The 18,800-nt window shown below is 67.4% G+C and carries 18 protein-coding genes and 1 pseudogene; 14 read left to right on the forward strand and 5 right to left on the reverse strand.

The annotated features are described in order from the left end of the window. The first annotated feature begins 166 nt into the window (after nt 1-166). The 10 genes and pseudogenes from CAL12_RS09555 to CAL12_RS28395 all read left to right on the forward strand — a co-directional run. Entirely contained in the window at nt 167-433 is a 267-nt protein-coding gene (locus CAL12_RS09555) for a hypothetical protein (RefSeq protein WP_086064273.1), read from the forward strand. After that, complete coding sequence (locus CAL12_RS09560) at nt 430-1,920, forward strand: hypothetical protein (RefSeq protein ID WP_232464757.1); 1,491 nt, start codon at nt 430-432, stop codon at nt 1,918-1,920. The genes CAL12_RS09555 and CAL12_RS09560 overlap by 4 nt, the downstream gene beginning before the upstream one ends. After that, nucleotides 1,910-2,539 (forward strand): hypothetical protein, encoded by a 630-nt coding sequence (locus CAL12_RS09565; RefSeq protein ID WP_086064274.1) that lies wholly within the window; start codon nt 1,910-1,912, stop codon nt 2,537-2,539. The genes CAL12_RS09560 and CAL12_RS09565 overlap by 11 nt, the downstream gene beginning before the upstream one ends. Beyond that, the gene (locus tag CAL12_RS09570) at nt 2,536-3,360 is read left to right on the forward strand and encodes a hypothetical protein (protein ID WP_157792932.1); all 825 of its coding nucleotides are present in this window, start codon (nt 2,536-2,538) and stop codon (nt 3,358-3,360) included. The genes CAL12_RS09565 and CAL12_RS09570 overlap by 4 nt, the downstream gene beginning before the upstream one ends. A 6-nt stretch (nt 3,361-3,366) precedes the next feature. Next, nucleotides 3,367-4,305, forward strand: coding sequence for a Flp pilus assembly protein CpaB (gene cpaB, locus CAL12_RS09575; RefSeq protein ID WP_086064276.1), 939 nt, complete (start codon nt 3,367-3,369; stop codon nt 4,303-4,305). Nucleotides 4,306-4,310: 5 nt separating this feature from the next. Next, nucleotides 4,311-5,750 (forward strand): type II and III secretion system protein family protein, encoded by a 1,440-nt coding sequence (locus tag CAL12_RS09580; RefSeq protein WP_420042765.1) that lies wholly within the window; start codon nt 4,311-4,313, stop codon nt 5,748-5,750. A gap of 3 nt (nt 5,751-5,753) precedes the next feature. Continuing rightward, a complete protein-coding gene (locus tag CAL12_RS09585) occupies nt 5,754-7,568 on the forward strand; it encodes an ATPase, T2SS/T4P/T4SS family (RefSeq protein ID WP_086064278.1) in 1,815 nt (604 codons plus the stop codon). Beyond that, entirely contained in the window at nt 7,565-8,410 is an 846-nt protein-coding gene (locus CAL12_RS09590) for a type II secretion system F family protein (protein ID WP_086064279.1), read from the forward strand. The genes CAL12_RS09585 and CAL12_RS09590 overlap by 4 nt, the downstream gene beginning before the upstream one ends. A gap of 14 nt (nt 8,411-8,424) precedes the next feature. Beyond that, on the forward strand, nt 8,425-9,303 hold the full coding sequence (locus tag CAL12_RS09595; protein ID WP_086064280.1) for a type II secretion system F family protein: 879 nt from the start codon (nt 8,425-8,427) through the stop codon (nt 9,301-9,303). Further along, nucleotides 9,300-9,542 (forward strand): annotated as a pseudogene (locus tag CAL12_RS28395) (DUF192 domain-containing protein); the annotation flags it as partial. The gene CAL12_RS09595 and the pseudogene CAL12_RS28395, both read left to right, overlap by 4 nt. 9 nt (nt 9,543-9,551) lie before the next feature. Here CAL12_RS28395 and CAL12_RS28400 read toward each other — a convergent pair. Together CAL12_RS28400 and CAL12_RS09605 are read right to left on the reverse strand one after the other, a co-directional pair. Further along, nucleotides 9,552-10,355 carry a BPSS1780 family membrane protein gene (locus CAL12_RS28400; protein WP_232464758.1) on the reverse strand — a complete coding sequence of 268 codons (804 nt, stop codon included), beginning with the start codon at nt 10,353-10,355 and terminating at the stop codon, nt 9,552-9,554. A gap of 61 nt (nt 10,356-10,416) precedes the next feature. Continuing rightward, entirely contained in the window at nt 10,417-11,385 is a 969-nt protein-coding gene (locus tag CAL12_RS09605) for a homoserine kinase (protein WP_086064281.1), read from the reverse strand. A 129-nt stretch (nt 11,386-11,514) separates the two neighbouring features. On the opposite strand from CAL12_RS09605, the gene dusA reads away from it, so the two are divergent. Then, nucleotides 11,515-12,519, forward strand: coding sequence for a tRNA dihydrouridine(20/20a) synthase DusA (gene dusA, locus CAL12_RS09610; RefSeq protein ID WP_086067780.1), 1,005 nt, complete (start codon nt 11,515-11,517; stop codon nt 12,517-12,519). A 3-nt stretch (nt 12,520-12,522) separates the two neighbouring features. Here the strand turns inward: dusA and CAL12_RS09615 are convergent, their stop codons facing one another. Continuing rightward, complete coding sequence (locus tag CAL12_RS09615) at nt 12,523-12,990, reverse strand: CBS domain-containing protein (protein WP_086067781.1); 468 nt, start codon at nt 12,988-12,990, stop codon at nt 12,523-12,525. Between the two features lie 28 nt (nt 12,991-13,018). Next, a complete protein-coding gene (locus CAL12_RS09620) occupies nt 13,019-14,329 on the reverse strand; it encodes a YihY family inner membrane protein (protein ID WP_086064282.1) in 1,311 nt (436 codons plus the stop codon). 17 nt (nt 14,330-14,346) lie between these two features. Between CAL12_RS09620 and CAL12_RS09625 the strand changes: the two genes are divergently transcribed. The 3 genes from CAL12_RS09625 to CAL12_RS09635 all read left to right on the forward strand — a co-directional run bounded on the left by CAL12_RS09625 (nt 14,347) and on the right by CAL12_RS09635 (nt 17,343). Further along, on the forward strand, nt 14,347-14,727 hold the full coding sequence (locus CAL12_RS09625) for a DUF2069 domain-containing protein (RefSeq protein ID WP_086064283.1): 381 nt from the start codon (nt 14,347-14,349) through the stop codon (nt 14,725-14,727). A 142-nt stretch (nt 14,728-14,869) separates the two neighbouring features. After that, on the forward strand, nt 14,870-16,348 hold the full coding sequence (locus tag CAL12_RS09630; RefSeq protein ID WP_086067782.1) for a protein adenylyltransferase SelO: 1,479 nt from the start codon (nt 14,870-14,872) through the stop codon (nt 16,346-16,348). A 272-nt stretch (nt 16,349-16,620) separates the two neighbouring features. Beyond that, the gene (locus CAL12_RS09635; RefSeq protein ID WP_086064284.1) at nt 16,621-17,343 is read left to right on the forward strand and encodes a response regulator transcription factor; all 723 of its coding nucleotides are present in this window, start codon (nt 16,621-16,623) and stop codon (nt 17,341-17,343) included. Nucleotides 17,344-17,351: 8 nt separating this feature from the next. Here the strand turns inward: CAL12_RS09635 and CAL12_RS09640 are convergent, their stop codons facing one another. Next, nucleotides 17,352-18,686: a sensor histidine kinase gene (locus CAL12_RS09640; protein WP_157792934.1), complete on the reverse strand. Its 1,335-nt coding sequence runs from the start codon at nt 18,684-18,686 to the stop codon at nt 17,352-17,354. Nucleotides 18,687-18,800 lie beyond the last annotated feature (114 nt).

Here is an 18,800-nt window from a genome sequence, read left to right on the forward strand (position 1 = left end):
ACGCCGCCTTCGGGCGGCGTTTTTCGTTGGGGGTGCCTGCCCGGGGTTTTCGTCCGCGCCGCGCGGGATCGGCCGTGCGATGTTTTGATCCAGCTCGGCATGTACGAATAGGCGCCGCCGCCGGCGATGCGCACACTGGAGGCCTACCTGATCCACGGAGGCATCCATGCGCAAACATCACCGGCTGCAGCGCGGCCAGGGCATGACCGAGTACGTGATCGTCGTCGCGCTGGTTGCGGTGGCGGCCATCGCGGTGTATCAGCTGTTCGGCCAGGTCGTACGCTCGCAGACCGCCGCCATGGCGCGCGAACTTGCCGGCGAGAGCGGCACCGAACAGTCGCGCGCGGCGCAGACAGCCGCGGGCAAGGCGGCCGCGCAGGCCAAGGCGAAATCATTGAAGTCGTTCACCGGCAATGCCGGCGCGGCGCAATGAGCATGCGGCGGCAATCATGCGGCCAGGCCTTGCCGCTGGCCCTGGGCTTGGCGGGACTGGGCGCATTGTCCCTGGTCGTGCTTTACAACCTGGGGCAGACCATCGCGGCGCGCGTCCGGCTCACGCATGCGGCGGACGCAGCGGCCTACAGCGGCGCGTTGGTGCAGGCGCGCGCCTTGAACCTGATTGCCTACATCAACCGGGCGCAGGTCGCGCATCAGGTTGCGATGGCACATCTCGTGACGCTGGCGACATGGACGCGCTTCGGGCAGGCGGAAGGACAACGCGTGCTGCGCGGCAATCCACCCGCCGCGGTGATCGGGATGCTGTTCGGTCCCTCGCATGGCCAGGCCTTTGCCAGCGCCGCCGTCGCGGCGAATGCCGGCGGCCTGGAGGCCCAATTCAGTCGCGCCTATGAACGCCACGATACGACCGTGCATCGCATATTGGCCGTGGCGATGCGTGAGACGCTGGCGCGGTTGCCGGATACTCGCATGCAGGCCATGCGCGCGGTGGTGCGCGCCAACTATCCGGAATTCCAGGCGCCCGCGTACGACGCGATCGCCTCGTCCGCAAACCGGCCGGGCGGGGCGCGCCAGCCTGTCGGCCCGGTCGGCCAGGTCGGCTTGGACGGCCTGGACGGGTTGCGGGATCGCCTCCGCCTGCAGGTGCGGGCCGATGATTGGCCTGGTTTCGTGCGGCGTTATGCGGGCAAGGACCGCGGCGCACTCCGCGCCATGGTGCTGGAAGCGACCGGGCGCTACGACTTCCTGGGACCTCGCAACCGCGACGCGCGCAACAGCTGGCCTGTGAGCTTTCGTTGCCCGACGTGGCGGCATGAACTGCGGCGACGTGGCGGTACGCGCCTGGGTGGCGATGGACTGTGGCGGTCCATCGATACGCAGTCCTTCCACAAGGTGCGTTCCAACAAGTACATCGGGTGCTATTACAGGGAGTACGCCATGGGCTGGGGCAAGGCCGATGCGCGCAGCGCCGGCGGCAAGCCCGCGGGCGAGGGCGGCCCGGACGCTCCGGCCGTGCCGGAGGACTTCTCGCGGCAGGACTTCTGGCGATGGGTGCGTCAGCATACGTCCTGGGACATCGTCAACGGCGTTTCGAATCCGCTCGCGTATGCCTATGCCATGCGCGATGCGAAGCGCTGGTCGGGCGCCGGCTTGCCGCCGTATGCCGAGGTCCCGTTGAACCGGTCGGGGAAGGGCACGCGATTCGTCCTGGCGCTGCGACAGCCGGCACCCTTGCTGGCGACGACCGATGCGGGCAGCACGGTGGCATCCCCGACGGGCCGCCTGGCGTATGCCGGCTTGACGCGCGAAGACGACGTGACCGTCCTCAGCGCGGCTGAAACCTATTTCGCGCGGCCGCAGGCACGCCGCGATGGCGCCGACGAACTGGCGACCCTGTTCCGGCCCTATTGGCAGGCGCGACTGGCCGGGACCGCGCAGCAGGCAGGACGGCATGACGAATAAAGCACAGAACGGCCAGGCCCTGGTGGAGGCGCTCGTCGGCGCGGCGTTGCTGGGCTTGCTGGCCACGGCCGTTGTCAGCATCTCGCGCTTCCAGTGGCAAGGCTTGCGCGCTTCCCACGCCGCGCGTGCGCAGGCGTTCTGTTACGCCGCCGGCGATCGCACAAATCCCGAGTTCGCGCACGTGAGGGTGACGCGCGCCGAGCAGGCGGCGGATTTCACCGGACCTGGCGGTCCGCGGGCCGCTGTGTTGCGGCGCGAACTTCACGTGGAAGACAAGGGGATGGTGCGCGCGTACGCCGCGGTGGACGTGCACCCGCATCGTCACCATGGTGCGGGCCTGATCCTGCGTCGTCATGTCGCGATACTCGCCGACGCGGGACATGCGGTTGGCGATGACGCGGCCCAGGAGCGCATCGCGGCGTCGCGCGCGGCCTGGGCGACAGCCGCCGGGGCCAGCCACGCGCCGGCGCGGCAGGCGCAGGCATTGCTCAAGCGCATCGATACCGGATGGCGCCGCCCGCCGCCAGATCTGGACTGGCTCGCGCCTTGGTCGGACGTGGTGCCAGCGGACCGACGGGATCGCGCCGGGGCTGGCGGTTCGGCGAGCAGGCGTCCATGATGACCGGCCTGACGCAGGATCGTCCTCCCTTGCTCCTACGGTCCACGATCGTCGGCCTGCTGGCCGGTGCGGGCGTGCTGCCGTGGCCATATCCTTCGCATGTCGCGCATGCCACACATGCCACGCATCTCGCTCCGGACGCGGTGCGTACGCAGGCCGCGCCCCCGTCATTGGCTTTGCCCACGCTGCCGCCCGGCAGCCGCTTCATTCCACTGGGCAATGGGATGTTCATCCAGGGGCTGTCCATGTGGGCCTATGCCTTCGAGGCGCCCATGCAACCCGCCGATCTGGCCACATGGCTGACCGCCAGGCAACCGGCGTTACGGGACACGTGGGTCATGCCGGATGCCGTCGTCCTGTCCGGTATCGCCGAAGGCGTGCATTGGGTGGCTCGCATGTCCGATGTCGGCGCGGGCCGCACGCGGGGCACGATTTCCGCGTTGCCGACGGCGAGGCATATCGCATCGCCCGATCCGTCGGGCAGCGCCGGCGGCGAGCGATCAGTCGCTGGCGCGGCGGGCGCTGCCAGCGGCCCCGCGGTCCAAGCCGCTTCCTGGCGATTGCCAGGTGGTCATCTGCAGTTCGAGCTGCGGTCGCTGGACGACGATGTCATGGTCGTCCAGCAGGTGTGGACACATGCCAGCGCGCCGCTGGTTTTGGGCGAAAGACTTGCACGCGAGCTTGAACGAGACGGATGGCGCGAGGCGGGCGGCGGCGCGGCACGGCAACAGTGGACGCGCGGCCGCGTCACGCTGCTCCTCACCATTGTTCCCCTGGACCAGGGCAGCGGTGTCAACGCCGTCGTCCGCATCGGAGCATAGGACATCATGCTGGATCGGATTCCCCAGCGCTGGTTGATGGCAGCCTTCACGGTCGCGGCGGGCGTGCTCGCGGCCTGGGCCGCGCGGCAGCATATACAAGGCCGCATCGAACAGATCGAGGCCGACGCGAAGGTGGCCACTGTTCCCCGCCTGGTGGCAGCGTATGACCTGACGCCCGGCACCCGCCTGGAAGAAGCCTACGTGGCCGTGCGCGATATCCCGGCCGCATGGGCGCCCAGCGATGCGCTCGCGCCGGAGGACTTCTCCGCGTATACCTACAACGTCCTGGCGCACCCGCTGCGCCGGGGCGATCCGGTCCAGCGCTCGCATCTGGCGCCGCGCAAGGCCGCGCCCCTGTCGTCCCGCGTGTCGTCGGGCCGCCGCGCCATCACGATTCCCGTGGACGATATCAACTCCTTGTCCGGCATGTTGCAGGCCGGCGACCTGCTGGATCTTTATGTGTCCTTCGAGCATGGCCGCCGGCAGATCACCGCGCCGCTGCTGCAGGGTGTCCTGGTGCTGGCGACGGGCCGGGCCGGCGACGACGACGAAGCGACGGCCGCCGCGTTTTCCACCATTACGCTGGACGCCGGGCCTGAAGACGCGGTCAAGCTGGTCGCCGCGAGGCAGGCCGGGCGCATCACCGCCATCCTGCGTCATCATCGTGATGCGGATACCAACGCCACGGCGGCGCGCGGCGATCTGGCGGCCTTGCTCGGGATGGATAGCACCGACGAAGCGCGTCCCCGCCCAGTCCCCGTACTGTATGGCGACCGACCGGACGGCAATGCGAGCGAGCCGCACGACGATGGCGTCGGCGGCGCGCCCGGCTCCGCATGGTTCGACGCCGACGTTCCCGCCGAGGTCGTCAGCGCGGGCCGAACCCGGCCGGCCCCTTCCGACACCTCCCGCGTTTCCCGCGGCGCCAGGACTCAAGGACGATAGTGGCCTTGGACATGTGCTCTCGTCATCCTGGCGGCCAATGTGTCGCGATACGCCGGCAGGGCGCGCTGCGTTGCATGCTGGCGCTGTTGCTGACCGCTTGCCTGTGGGTGTCGGCAAACGCGTCCACCGTGCTGGATATGCAGGTTGGAGAAACGCGCGTGCTGGCGCATCCCGGCGTCAGCCGGGTCGCGGTGGGGCACGGCGAAATACTGCAGGCGGTTCCGGCCGATGCGACGGAGGTCATCGTATTCGCGCGCGCGGAAGGCGAGTCGTCGCTGCACATCTGGGCCGGCAGGAAGCGTAGTGCCTACACCGTGCGCGTCGCGCCCGCGCGATCGCGCAGCATGCGCGCCGAAGTCGATGCGCTGCTGGCCCGCATTCCGGGTGCGCGTGGCGAAGCGATAGGCGACCAGATCGTGATCGAAGGCCATGACCTGTCAGACGCGGATCATGCGCGTATCGCGGCCTTGGCGGAACGCTATCCCCAGGTGATCGACTTCACCGGCAAGGTGGGCTGGGACCGCATGGTCCTGCTGGACGTCAAGGTGGTGGAGTTGCCCCGCTCGCGCCTGACCGAGCTCGGTGTGCGGTGGGACGGCACGACGCAAGGCGGCTTGATGGCCGGATGGGCGCTGGACGCGGCGGCGTCCAGCCGGCTGGGCGAACGCCCGGGCGTATCCCCCATACCGGCCGCCTTGCGCGCCGCGCCCGGCGCCGGCTATGCCGGCATGAACATGCTGCTTTCCTCGCGCCTGAATCTGTTGGCGGAAAGCGGCGAAGCCATCGTGCTGGCCCAACCGCAATTGCTGGCGCGCAGCGGTTCCACCGCCGAATTCCTGGCTGGAGGCGAAGTGCCCTATGCCACGGTGGACAAGGATGGGAATGCATCCACGTTGTTCAAGCCTTATGGCGTGTCCCTGCGCATCACGCCCACCATCGCCTCCAGCGGTACGGTGCGCTCCCGTATCGAAGTGGAAGCCAGCGCGGTGGATGCTTCCGTCACCGCCACGGGCGGGCCGGCGCTGAAAACGCGGCGGGCCTCCACCGAGTTCAACGTCCGATCAGGACGCACGCTGGTGATCGGCGGCTTTCTTTCGCGGGAGCGGCACACCCAGAACAGCGGCCTGCCCGGTTTGCGCAACATTCCCTTGCTTGGCTGGTTGTTCGGGGCACGTCGCGATGAGTTCAAGGAAACGGAGCTGGCCATCTTCGTCACGCCGGTGGTGGTTACCGAGGACCATGGCGCCATGCGCCAGGCCACGGCGCAAGCCGGCGAGCGGCTGCGCAATGCATTTTCCGAACCGCCGCGGATGCTGATGACGGAACCGGCGGGCCTCGCCCCTGTGCCTGGCGACGGCGGCTGGGATCCTTACCGTGGCCCCGGTTCGCAATGGGCGAGGCCGCACCCGCGCAAGGGCGCCAACCAATATGACTTCAAGGATTGAATCGTGCTGGAAATCGAACTGCAATTCGAGGATGGCACGCACCGGATCGTGCGTGTGCAGCCTCCCGTCGTGCTGGGGCGGGCGCCCCACTGCGGGATACGCATACGGCATTGGCGCGTAGGGCGCGAACACGCACGCTTCCTTGTTTCCGGACAGGATGTGGTGATCGAGGATGCAGGTACGCTATCGGGCACGTTGGTCAACGGCAGGCGCGTTGCCCGGTACGGACCCCTGACGTCGAATGACGAGGTCCTGGTCGGCCCTTGCCTGATGAAGGTGCGCCGGGAACCGTTCCTTCCCATGGCGGCGCAGGCGCTGCCGCCCGCTGCGGTCGCCATGCCCCTGTCCGAAACCACCTTGCGCGACGTCGCCGCCGACAGGCAGGCCTATGGCCTGGACACGGACATGACGGACATGACGGACGTGACGGACGTGACGGACGTCAGACCCGCCATCGACCTGCTTCCGCATCGGCAGCGATTGCAGTCCGCATTGCTCGACGCGCTGGACCTGCGACGCCGCGACGTCGCGAAGATGAGCGACAGCCTGTTGCGCAGCGAAGCCGCCGAACGGCTGTCGGCCCTCGTTCGCGAGGATACGCAGATTCCCGCCGGCGTCGACCCGGACGCGCTGATGCGCGAAGTGCTGGACGAAGCGCTGGGTTTCGGTCCGCTATCGCCCTTGCTTGAAGATCCCGGCGTCACGGAAATCATGGTCAACCGCCACGATGAAATCTACGTGGAGCGCGATGGCCGCCTGGTCCGCCATGCGGCGGCATTCAGCAGCGAACAGGCGGTATTGCGGGTGTTGGAACGTATCGTGGCGCCGATAGGGCGGCGCATCGACGAAAGCTCTCCCATGGTGGATGCCCGCCTTGCCGACGGATCGCGCGTGAATGCGGTGGTCGCGCCCGTGGCGCTGAAGGGCGCTACCCTGACCATACGCAAGTTTCCGCAGCGGGCGCTCGGCATGCCAGACCTGGTGCTGCGCGGTTCCCTGGACCCGTCCATGGCGGACTTCCTGGCACGTTGCGTCGCGGAGCGCGTCAATATCGTGGTGTCCGGCGGCACTGGATCCGGCAAGACGACGCTGCTGAACATCCTGTCCAATGCCATCCCGGGCGGCGAACGCATCATCACCATCGAGGACGCCGCGGAACTCCGCCTGCGCCACGCGCACGTCGTCGCCCTGGAGGCCAGGCCTGCGAATATGGAAGGCCGCGGCCACATCGCCATACGCGACCTCGTACGCAATGCCCTGCGCATGCGGCCCGACCGCATCGTCGTGGGCGAATGCCGGGGGGCGGAGGCCTTCGACATGCTGGCGGCCATGAACACCGGCCATGAAGGTTCGCTGACCACGCTGCACGCCAACAGCCCGCGCGACGCGCTGGGCCGCCTGGAAACCATGATTCTCATGGCGGGCATGGACCTGCCGCTGGCGGCGGTGCGCGAACACATCGCGTCCAGCATCCATCTGATCGTGCAGCAGGCCCGTATGCCCGACGGCCGGCGCCTGGTGACGGCGATCGTCGAAGTGACGGGCATGGAAGCGGGCCGTATCCAGACCCAGCCGCTATTCGTCCACGAGGGCGGCCCGGCGCGCGGCGGATTCTCCGGTTGTGGCACCATGCCCACCTTCGCCGACGCATGGCGTGAGGCCGGCCGTCCGCTCGATCCCGCGCTGTTCACGGGCCGTACGCCGTCGTTGCCACCGTCGCCGTCGCTGGCCGACGAGACAATGGAAGGCGCCAGCGCCTATGCCGAGTCCGCCCGGACGCGGCGGGCGCGCGGCATGCCACGGACGGTCGCGCCATGATATGGCTGGCGGCGCTGGCCGCGACCTGCTGCGCGGCGGTAGCCTGCTGGGGCGCCTACGGCTGGCTCGCCTTGGCATGGTCGCGCTATCGGCAGGTCTATACCGACACCGCCGGCGCGCGCCTGGGCGAAGTCTTTCTTTTCGTGGATCCGCGCCAGCTGTGGGCCGCCAACCTGGCCTGCTGCTTCGCCGTCGCTCTGGCGGCCTACGCGGCGAGCGGCAGCGGCGCGATCGCGCTGGCCACGGGGCTGGCGCCGATCCGGGCGCCCCAGATCCTGATCGGGTTCCTGAGGCGTCGCCGTGAGCGCCGCTTCGACGCGCAACTGCCCGACATGCTCCTGGCCCTGGGTTCCAGCCTTCGTGCCGGTACCAGCCTGGCGGGCGCCTTGCGCCAGCTGGTGGAGCATTGCGAACCCCCGCTGTCGCAGGAGTTCGGGTTGCTCCTGCGGGAGCAGCGCCTGGGTGTTTCCTTCGACCAGGCCTTACGGAACCTGCGGGCGCGCATGCCGGGGGAGGCGACCGGCCTGGTCGTGGCGGCCCTGCGTATCGCGGCGCATACCGGCGGCAACCTGGCCGAGGCGCTGGACCGAATCGCGGCCGTCCTGTCCGCGCGTCTGCAACTGCAGGAACGCATCCGCACCCTGACGGCGCAAGGCCGGCTGCAGGCCTGGATCGTCGGCGCGCTGACGCCCTGCCTGGCGGTGGTCCTGACCCTGCTGGATCCCGCGTCGATGTCGCTGCTGTGGCATAGCCAGGCCGGATGGGCGGCCCTGGGCGTCATCGCCATGCTGGAGACGGCCGGCATCATGTGGATACGGCGCATCGTCAGTATCGACGTTTGAACAGGAGCAAGGCAATGCATGTCCTGGCAATGGCGATGGCCGCGCTGTTCGCGGCGGGGGCTTTTTTCCTGCTGCGCCCGTTGATCCGGCCCGCCGGGCGGGCGCATCCCGTGGTGGGACGCCTGCCGCCGGCCTGGCGGGCCGCCTGGCCCTGCCTGGACGCCATGGCGCCCGTGGTCGCCCCCTTGTTGTCCTGGCGCCGCCGCAAGCGCCTGGCCGCGCAGTTGCTGCGTGCCGGGATGCCGGGCGCCCTGGGCGTCGGCCACGTAGTAGCCGCCCAGTGGCTGTGCGCGGCCGCGGGCGCGGCGGCTGCCATGGCGCTGCTGCTCGGTGTGGCCGATGGTCCGGATCGCCTCGTGTTCCCGTCCATGGTGTGTGGCGCGGGCCTTGCAGGCGCGGCGATGCCCTGCCTGTGGTTGCGCGCGGAGATCGCGCGGCGCCGCGTGCGCATGGCGCGCGAACTGCCGTTCCTGATGGACATGACCACGCTTTGCGTGGAATCGGGCCTGAATCTCCAGGGCGCGCTGGCGCAGGCGGCGGAGCAGGGGCCGGACGGCCCGCTGCGCGACGAACTGTTGCGCGCGCTGGCCGATATGCGCGCGGGGCTACCCCGCTTGCAGGCGTTGTACGCGTGGTCGGATCGCGTCGATTTGCCGGGCGTCCGCGCGCTGACAACCGCACTGGCCCAGGCCGACGCCTCGGGCATGAGCCTGGGGCCGATCCTGCGGGCACAATCCGAGCGTCGACGCACGGAACGCTTCCACCGGGCGGAAAAACTCGCCATGCAGGCGCCCGTCAAGATGCTGTTCCCCCTGGTCTGCTGCATCTTCCCGTGCACGTTCGTCGTGCTGGCCTTTCCGATCGCGGTGCAATTCTGGCAGGTGCTGCAATGACAGGCGTCCTGGGCACGCCGACCGGGACGCGTGGCTGCCGCCTGCGGATAGTGCGTGTGAAAAAATGGTGCGGACGCCTGCGCGGCTTGCTGTGCCGGCGTCGGCCGCGACCCGGCATCGCCTTGTGGCTATCACCCTGCCGCGCGGTCCATACCTGCGGGATGAAATACGCGCTGGACGTCGTATTCCTGGACCGGAGCGGCCGCGTGGCGGCCGTCATCCCGGCCCTGCGGCCCTGGCGGGTGGCGCTATGCCTGCGTGCCGTGTCCGTCGTCGAGCTGGAAGCCGGCGCCGTCGACCTCGAACACGGAGGTATAGGCCGGATAGAAGCTGCTATACAGCACGCCGAACGCCGCGATGCTGACGGGAACCTGCACCGTATTGACCAGGGTCTGCGAGACGTCCAGGGAAATCAGGGTGCTGGCGCAGAAATCGATGCCCAGGAATACCGCCGCCCAGGTCAGTCCGTACACCAGGAAGGCCCACTTGTTGCGCCAGCAGGCGACACCGGAAAAGAACAGCGCCTGCGACAACCTGACGTTGTGCCAGGCCACCAGCACCGGCGCATGCCAGAACAGGGCGCCGATGATCAGGTACAGGGTGCCGAAGATCAGCAAGGCGGTATGCAGCGTCTCGAAGAACGGCACGTAGTCGTTGGTGACCGACGCCGCCCGGATGCCGTCCGCGAGTTCATTGGAAAACGGTACGAACGCGATCAGTCCGGCCAGCATGCACAGGCCCGCGTACAGGCCGCCGAGGATAAGCAGCTTCTTCAGTACGCCGGGCTTCTGCAGGGGCTTGAGCCACATGGACGGCAGCATGGTGCGGTCGGCGTCGATGTGCTTGCAGGCCGAGAGCGTCATCAACGTGACGCAGGGCATCAACGCGGTGCAGAAGAGCGGGCCGATGGGCACCGTGAACATTGCGAACAGCAACAAGAGGCTGACGACGAGCGACCAGGTGAACAACGCCAGCGGCTGACGCATGAACAGCCGGAATCCCTCTCGCGCCCATTGCCATCCGGCGGTTGCTGGTAAGGATGCTGCTTGCATTTTCCTCTTTGCTTATGCTGCCAAGCACATAGTCATGCTTGAATTATGGAGCCAGCCCGCGTCAGGGCAAGGTCGGCGGTGTTTCGCGGTGGCGCGCGAGCAACACTCGCTCGAAATGCCGTGGGTCGTGCGGTTTCAAAGTCTGCGCGGGCCGCGGCAGATAGAAGTCGTAAAGCCGGGACAGCCAGAAGCGCAGCGCAGCGCCGCGCAGCATGGCGGGCCAGGCCTGCCGCTCCTGTTCCGTGAACGGCCGTTCCTGCGCATAGGCGCTGAGCCAGCTCTGCGCGAGTTCCGGCACGATCTGCCCGGTTTCTCGGACGATGCACCAATCGTTGATGCTGACCGCCACGTCGAACAACCAGGTGTCGCAGCCGGCAAAGTAGAAATCGATGAAACCGCCCATCAACGGCGTCTCGAACGTGCCGGCGAAGAGCACGTTGTCCCGGAACAGGTCGCAATGGGCGGGCCCGCCGGGCAGGCTCGGCCACAAGGGGCTCGCCGCCGCGGCGATCTGCTCGTCCAGGCTTTGCCGCAGCAGTTCATCCTGGGCCGGGTCCAGGAAAGGCCGGACCTTGGGCGCGGTCTCGCGCCACCAGGGAAGTCCCCGCAGGTTCGGCTGGCGCAGAGGCAGGTCGCGCGCCGCGAGGTGCGCCAGGGCCAGCGTGCGGCCCGTCAGCGCGCAATGCAGCGGCCCGGGCGCCGGTTCGTAGCCGCCCGGCAGGCGGGTCACGATGGCGCACGGCTTGCCATGCATGTCGACCAGGCGGGCGCCATTCCGGCTCGTCTGCGGCTGTGGCACCGGCACGCCGCGATCGGCCAACTGGTGCATCAGCTCGATATAGAAGGGCAGTTGTTCACGGGTAAGCACCTCGAACACCGTCAACACGTATTCGCCGGCGGTCGTCGTCAGGAAATAGTTGGTATTTTCGATCCCGGCCGTAATGCCCTGCAGGGAAACCAGTTCCCCAAGCTCGAATTGCGTCAGCAGGCTGCGGGCGTCGTCGTCGGAGACGGAGGTGAATACGGCCATGTAGGATGCGGCGAAGGTTGTCGGAGATCGGCGGCCGCGCCATGCAGCGGCGGCGCAATTTTAGACCACCCGGCGCCGATACCCCGCGCAGCGGCTAAAATGGCCGCATCCTCCCGTCAGGTTCCGTCCGTGCTTGCTTCCGATTGGCGGCTTTGCGTCGCGCCCATGATCGATGTCACCGATCGCCATTGCCGCTATTTTCATCGGCTGCTGGCGCCACGCGCACGCCTGTATACCGAAATGATCACCACGGGCGCCTTGCTCCATGGCGATGTCGCCCGGCACCTGGACTACGACACCGCCGAGCACCCCGTCGCCCTGCAGCTTGGAGGCAGCGAGCCGGACGCCCTGGCCCACGCCGCCCGGCTTGGACAGCGCTGGGGCTACGACGAAATCAACCTGAACTGCGGCTGTCCCTCCGAACGTGTCCAGCGGGGCGCCTTCGGCGCATGCCTGATGGCCGAGCCGGATCTGGTCGCCGACTGCGTCAAGGCGATGCAGGATGCGGTCGACGTCCCGGTGACCGTCAAGCACAGGCTCGGCCTGGATTACGACGAGTCGTATGCCTTCGTCCGCGATTTCGTGGGCAAGCTTTATGACGCCGGTTGCCGCGTTTTCATCGTGCACGCCCGCAATGCCGTGCTGAAAGGCCTTTCGCCGAAAGACAATCGTGAAATCCCACCGTTGCGCTACGACGCCGCTGCCCAGCTGAAACGCGACTTTCCCGATTGCGTGGTGGTGTTGAATGGCGGCCTGGGCGATGCCGAGACCGCCGCGCAGGCGTCCGCCGGCTTCGACGGTGTCATGCTGGGACGCGCGGCCTGGCATACGCCGCGGGTGCTGTCGGAGCTTTCCATGCGTTTCTGGCCCGGCATCCGCTTGCCGGGCGACGCGCAGGTCGTCGATGCCATGACGCGCTACGCCACGCAGGCCGTGGCGCGCGGCGTTCCCTTGCGTGTGCTGGTGCGGCCCCTGCTGGGCCTGGTGAACGGCCAGGCCGGCGCCCGTCGCTGGCGCCGCATGCTGTCGGACGCGGCCGCGCTGAAGTCGGACGATCCGGCGTTGATCTATGAAGCCTGGCGCAGTGTTTCCCACCCCACGGCGCAGCGCGCCGAAACGGTGGAACTGGGCTAGCCGTCACATTTCCTTGGACGCCGCGCCTTCCTCGTCCATGGGCCAGTCGCGAATGTAGGCCTTGAGCATGTTGTTCTCGAAGCGCTGCGCATTGACGATGGCCTGCGCCATATCGTAGAAGGAAATTACGCCCATCAGCATATTGCCGTCCATGACGGGGATATATCGGGCGTGCTTTTCCAGCATCAGGCGTTGCACTTCGTCCGCGCTGGTGTTGGGCGTCACGCTGACCGGCGCGTCGTCCATGATGGCGCGGATCGTGGTGGTGCCCAGCGTGCCGCCGTTGCGGTTCAGGTGCTGGATGATTTCGCGGAACGTCAACATGCCGGCCAGCATGCCGGATTCCATGATGACGAGCGAGCCGATGTCCTGCAGGCTCATAGTTTCCACGGCCTTGCTGACAGGAGTGTCCGGCGAGGCCGTGTACAGGGTGTCGCCCTTGACGCGAAGAATTTCGCTGACTTTCAACATGATGTCCTCCATGGGCTGGCGCCCAGGCTTATTTTTTGACGGCCTCGATCTTCACGACGTCCGCCGAGCCATTGCCCGTATTTTGCGCCTCCTGCATGAGATCTTCCAGCGTCGGTGCAGCATTCGTCGTGAGAATGGCGCGGGCGGTGCGCAGTATCTCCGGCGATTCGCGCAGCCGCCCCTGTTGGCGATCGAGCAGAAAACGGTCGAAAAGCGGCGCGAGCGACGCGCGGCGGGGATCGCAGGCCAGGATCCAGCGCTGTTCCTGGGTGCGGACCACCATGCCCAGGTCGGCCAGCGCTTCCAGCACGGCATTCAGTTCGTCATGATGTAGATGCAAATCGACGGCGAGGCGGCTGGCGCTGCGGCCCGGCGGGTTGTTGCCCATATTGCGATAAAGGCATCGCAATACCTCGACCGCGTCGATGAACGTGGCGCCCGGTTCGCGGTTGATGTCCCAGCGCCCCACGCGGATCATCGGCAGGCTGGCGGCGACGGTGGCGCCAAACAGCACGGCCAGCCAGGAGAGGTAGATCCAGAGCAGGAAAATCGGCAGGGTGGCGAAGGTGCCGTAGATGACCGTATAGGTGGGGAAACGCGTCAGGTAGTAGGCGAAGGCCGATTTCATCAGCTCGAGCACGATGGCGGTGCCGAAGCCGCCGGCCAGTGCGTCGGTCCACAGCACACGCCGGTTGGGGACCACGACGAACAGCGCGGCGAAGCCCAGGCCCGTCAGCGCCAGCGGCAGGAACGATACGGCCAGCCCGACGATATTGGGCACGTCCCTGACCAGGCCCAGCGATTCACGCGCCAGGAAAGACGTGCCCCACAGGCTGGCTCCCGCGACCACCGGGCCCAGCGTCAGCACTGCCCAGTACATCAGGGCGCGCTGCGATAGGGGGCGCTGGCGGGTCACGTGCCAGATATCGTTGAAGGTCTTGTCGATCGTCATGATCAACAGGATCGACGTGACCAGCAGCAGTCCACCGCCTATGGCCGTCAGCCGGCTGGCCTGGCGGGCGAACTGGTTCAGGTAATTCATGATGTTGTCCGACACGGCCGGCGGCATCAGGCTGTGCGTCAGGAAGTCTTCCAGCGCGATCCGGAATTCCTGGAATACGGGAAACGCCGTGAACAGCGACAGCACAACCGCCAGCATGGGGACGATGGCCAGGACGGTGGTAAAGGTGAGGCTGGACGCAACCTGGAGCAGTTGTTCCTCACCCGCGCGCTGCGAGGCGAAACGTAGCACCCGCGCCACCCGGCTTACCCACGAAGCTCGGTGGTTCGGAGACTCCAGCCCCGCTTCCGCGGCGGCCGTTTCGACGGGCGCTTTCATGCGGCGATAATAGCAGCATGGATATCGAACTCAACCGTAACCTCCGGCTTGCCTGCGTCCTTGCCCTGGTCGCGCTGGCGCTGTTGTGCGTCGTGTGGGAAACCGTGGCGGCGCCGGTGCGGCCGGGCGGTTCCTGGCTGGTCCTGAAAGCCGTGCCCCTGCTGCTACCCTTGCGTGGTGTCGCCCGGGGCAACGTGTATACCTATCAGTGGGCATCCATGCTGATACTGTTGTACGTCATGGAAGGCGCGGTGCGGGTGATGTCCGACACCACCACGCTCTCGGCCATGCTGGCTGGCGCGGAACTTGCACTGTCGCTGGCATTCTTCATCTGCGCCGTGCTGTATGTGCGGCCCGCCAAGCAGGCGGCCCGCCGGCGTGGATCCCCGGCCTCCTGATCCGTGCGGGCTGCCCCGGCAGCCTGTCTCAGCAGGCGATGCTGCGCCGCACAATAGCGGCGCGTATTCCGTGATCGTATCCCTGGCAGGGTAGAAACCTATGTCCGAAGTCTCCGAATTGCCCGTCCTCACACCCCTGGCCATGACGCTGGAGGAGTTGCCGATGAGCAACTCTTTCGCCGCGCTGCCGGCGGCTTTTTACACCCGGCTCAAGCCCCAAGGGCTGAATGCGCCCCGGCTGGTCCATGCCAACGAGAACGCCGCCGCCCTGATCGGGCTGGCGCCGGAAGCCTTGCGCACCCAGGCCTTCCTGGACGTGTTCTCTGGTCGGGCGCCGCTCCCGGGTGGGGACACGCTGGCGGCGGTCTACAGTGGCCACCAGTTCGGCGTCTGGGCGGGCCAGTTGGGCGACGGCCGCGCGCATCTGCTGGGCGAGGTCGATGGTCCACATGGCTCGTGGGAGCTGCAGCTGAAAGGCGCCGGCATGACCCCGTATTCCCGCATGGGCGACGGCCGCGCCGTCCTGCGTTCGTCAGTGCGCGAGTACCTGGCCAGCGAGGCCATGCATGGCCTGGGGATACCGACCACCCGCGCCCTGGCGCTCGTCGCCTCCGATGACCCGGTATATCGGGAAACCGTGGAAACGGCGGCGATCGTGACCCGCATGTCGCCCAGTTTCGTCCGCTTCGGCTCTTTCGAGCATTGGGCGTCGCGCCGCCAGCCCGAGATGCTGCAGACACTGGCCGATTATGTAATCGACCGGTTCTACCCCGAATGCCGGCGGCCGGTGGCAGGCGAAAGCGCGGCCGCCAATGCGCCACTGGTACGCCTGCTGGACGCCGTCATGGTGCGCACCGCCAGGTTGATGGCGCAATGGCAATGCGTAGGCTTTGCCCACGGCGTCATGAACACCGACAACATGTCCATCCTCGGGCTGACCCTGGATTACGGTCCTTATGGCTTCATGGACGGGTTCCGCCTGGACCACGTCTGCAACCATTCGGACTCGGAAGGGCGGTACGCATGGAATCGCCAGCCTTCGGTGGGGCTGTGGAATCTCTATCGCCTGGCGGGCAGCTTCAACAGCGTGGTGCAGGATGCGGACGCCCTGAAGGCGGTGCTGGACCGCTACGAAGCCGTGTTCAGCCGCGCCTTCCACGACGGCATGGCGGCCAAGCTCGGCCTGGAGCGCTGGCTTCCGGACGACGAGCCGCTGCTGGATGACCTGCTGCGGCTGATGCACGAACAGCGTGCCGATTTCACGCTGGCGTTTCGCCGCCTGTCCACCGCGGTACGCGGCGATGTCCAGCCTTTCAAGGATTTGTTCATCGATCGCGAGGCCGCCGGCGCCTGGCTGCAGCGCCTGTGGCGCCACCACGAGCGCGCGCCGCGCGAGGCGAACCTGCGCGCCGAGGCGATGGATCGGGTCAATCCCCTGTACGTGCTGCGCAACCACTTGGCGGAATTGGCCATACGCGCCGCCGCGCAAGGCGACGCCAGCGTTATCGACGAACTGATGCAGGTGCTGCGCGACCCGTTTACCGAACGGCCGGAGTTCGTCCGGTACGCGGGCCTGCCCCCGGATTGGGCAAACGACCTGGAAGTCAGCTGCTCATCCTGAACGCGGCTTCTACGCTACGAAAGTTGCGAAAACTGCGTCCTTTGCGATAAGGAGTGTATCGATTGTTGCAATGTGTGGAAGTTTGGGGCATTCTCGTGAGTGGGGAGGAGTCGCAACTATGAGAGACGAATTCTTATAGTTGCGGTCTTTGGGCGCCGCTTTCGCATTGTTACCAATGTTAGAATTACGCCGCTGCCCAGGCGGCATTCTGCTATTCGAGCGGCAGGGCCCTGTGGACACGTCATCCATAGGCCGATTTCCGGGGATATATCGTGCAAACGCAAGCAGCAGACGGCGTGTTATGTATCGGTCTGTTAGAGGATGATGCGGACTTTCGGGAAGAGCTGAAGCTGGGGCTGGGTGGGTACGGCTTTCGCGTGAACTTCGCCTGCGCCAGCGCGGCCGATTTCTATCGCCATATGGAAAGCCAGCCTTGCGACGTCGTTATCCTCGACGCCAATGTGCAGGGTGCGGAGGATGGCTTCTCGGTCGCGACGCGGCTGCGCGCGCTGCACGCCGTCGGCATCGTCATGCTGACCGGGCGCGGCGCGCTGGAAGACCGCGTGCGTGGACTGGAAGGCGGCGCAGACATCTACATCACCAAGCCGGTCGATCTCCTGGAACTGAGTTCCGTCATTCGCAGCCTGGCGCGCCGGATGCGCTTGTCGCGCAGTTCCGCGCCGCAGCCGGTGGCGGAACGCGGCAACCAGAACTGGAGCCTGCAGGACGGTGGTTGGATCCTGGTGTCGCCGGACGGTGGCAGCCTGCACTTGAGCGCCCAGGAGCGCGTTTTCCTGAATGCATTGATCGAAGCCAGCGGCAACGTCGTGAGCCGCCAGGCGCTGTCGGAGCTGTTCAGCCCGGCGAACCCCAGCGAATTCGAATTGCGCCGCATCGATGTGCTGGTCAGCCGCCTGCGCGCCAAGGCGCAGTCCAGCGGCATGAAGCTGCCGGTGCTGTCCGTACGCGGGCAGGGCTACGTGTTCGCGGCCTGAGGGGTCCGCTAGCGCACTTTGCTTATGGGCAGCGCGATCGTGAAGCGCGCGCCCTTGCCCGGTTCGCTTTCGACCGTCAACGTGCCGCCCTGGCGTTCGCAGATCTTGCGTACCAGGAACAGGCCCAGGCCCAGGCCCTTGGTTTCGCGATGGGCGGCGCGACGGAAATGCGGGTCGAAAATCCGCGCCTGATCTTCCTTTTCGATACCCGGCCCGCGGTCGGCGACCGTGATCCAGGCGGTGCGCTCGCCTGGGCTGGTCACCGTTCCCACCTGGATCACGATAGGCTGGTCGGCCGGCGAGTACTTCACCGCGTTGTGGATGAGGTTGCGCAGCACGACCCCCGTGAGCGGGCCGTCGCACCATGCCGGCGCCGGCGTGGGCGCCTCCAGCTGCAGGCGGTGCGCGACGTCGTTCTGGATCGAGGCCACCACGTCGGCAGCCAGCCGGGCCAGATCCACGACTTCGTGGCGCGGCGCGACAGCTTCATCGTAGGCGCTTTCCTGCACCAGCAACTGGTCCATCAGTTCGCTGATCCGGGCCACCGCGCGCCCGATGCGCTGCAGGCGGCTGTCGATCTGTTCGTCGCTGCCTTCCAGGACCATTTCCAGGGATTGCACGGCGGCGCTGATGGTGGCCACGGGCGAACGCATTTCGTGCGACAGCAGTGCGTTCATCTGGCGCTGGCGCTCCAGTACCTCGTTCAGCATGGACAGCCGCGCTTCGATTTCCCGCTGGCCGGCCGCCAGCGATGCCGGCGTGGCTTTCGCCTCCACCCGCGTGGCGGCCGGAGGCCGGCCCAGCGCCGATCCCGCGTCGCTGGTCCTGCGCCTGGCCGGCGCGGCGGCAGCCGCCAGCACGACCAGCAGGGCGATACCGCCGCTCGCGGCCGCGAGCACGGCGAATGCCGGCGGTATGGCTGCCGGCGCCATCTGCGCGTAGAAGGCCGCGGCATCGATGGCGAAGCCGACGCCAAGCGCGGCGATCGCCGCCACCCATGCGCATATCTTGAAAATCGCGCACCACAGGCGAAGTCCGCGCCGGCGCAGGGCATGTCCCGCCATCCACAGGACGGCGCTGGCGCCCAGGCCCAGGCAGGCTGCCGATGCGCCTGCCTGCGCGGACTGGGGTACCCAGGCGGTCAGCAGCCCCCACAGCAAAGCGACGCGCGCGGCTTGCGACAGCAGCAGCAACAGCGTGGCGATGAGCGGGAATCCGGTACGGCGCCTGGCAGCGATCAGCATGATGGCGATCACGACGGCGGCCGCCAGGCCGGCCAGGCTGGCTCGGTGCGAGTTCAAGAGCGCGCCGGCGACGGCCGGATACCAGGAATCGTGGTTCATGCAGACTTCGAATAGGCCGGTGCGGTGAGCGTCGAGCAGCGCGAAGGGTTCGCGCGGCACCTGGCGTTAGTTTGCGCGGAAGTATAGCGGCATGCGCCTATGCGCCCAATGCGA

The sequence above is a fragment of the Bordetella genomosp. 8 genome (assembly GCF_002119685.1).
GTDB lineage: Bacteria > Pseudomonadota > Gammaproteobacteria > Burkholderiales > Burkholderiaceae_B > Bordetella_C.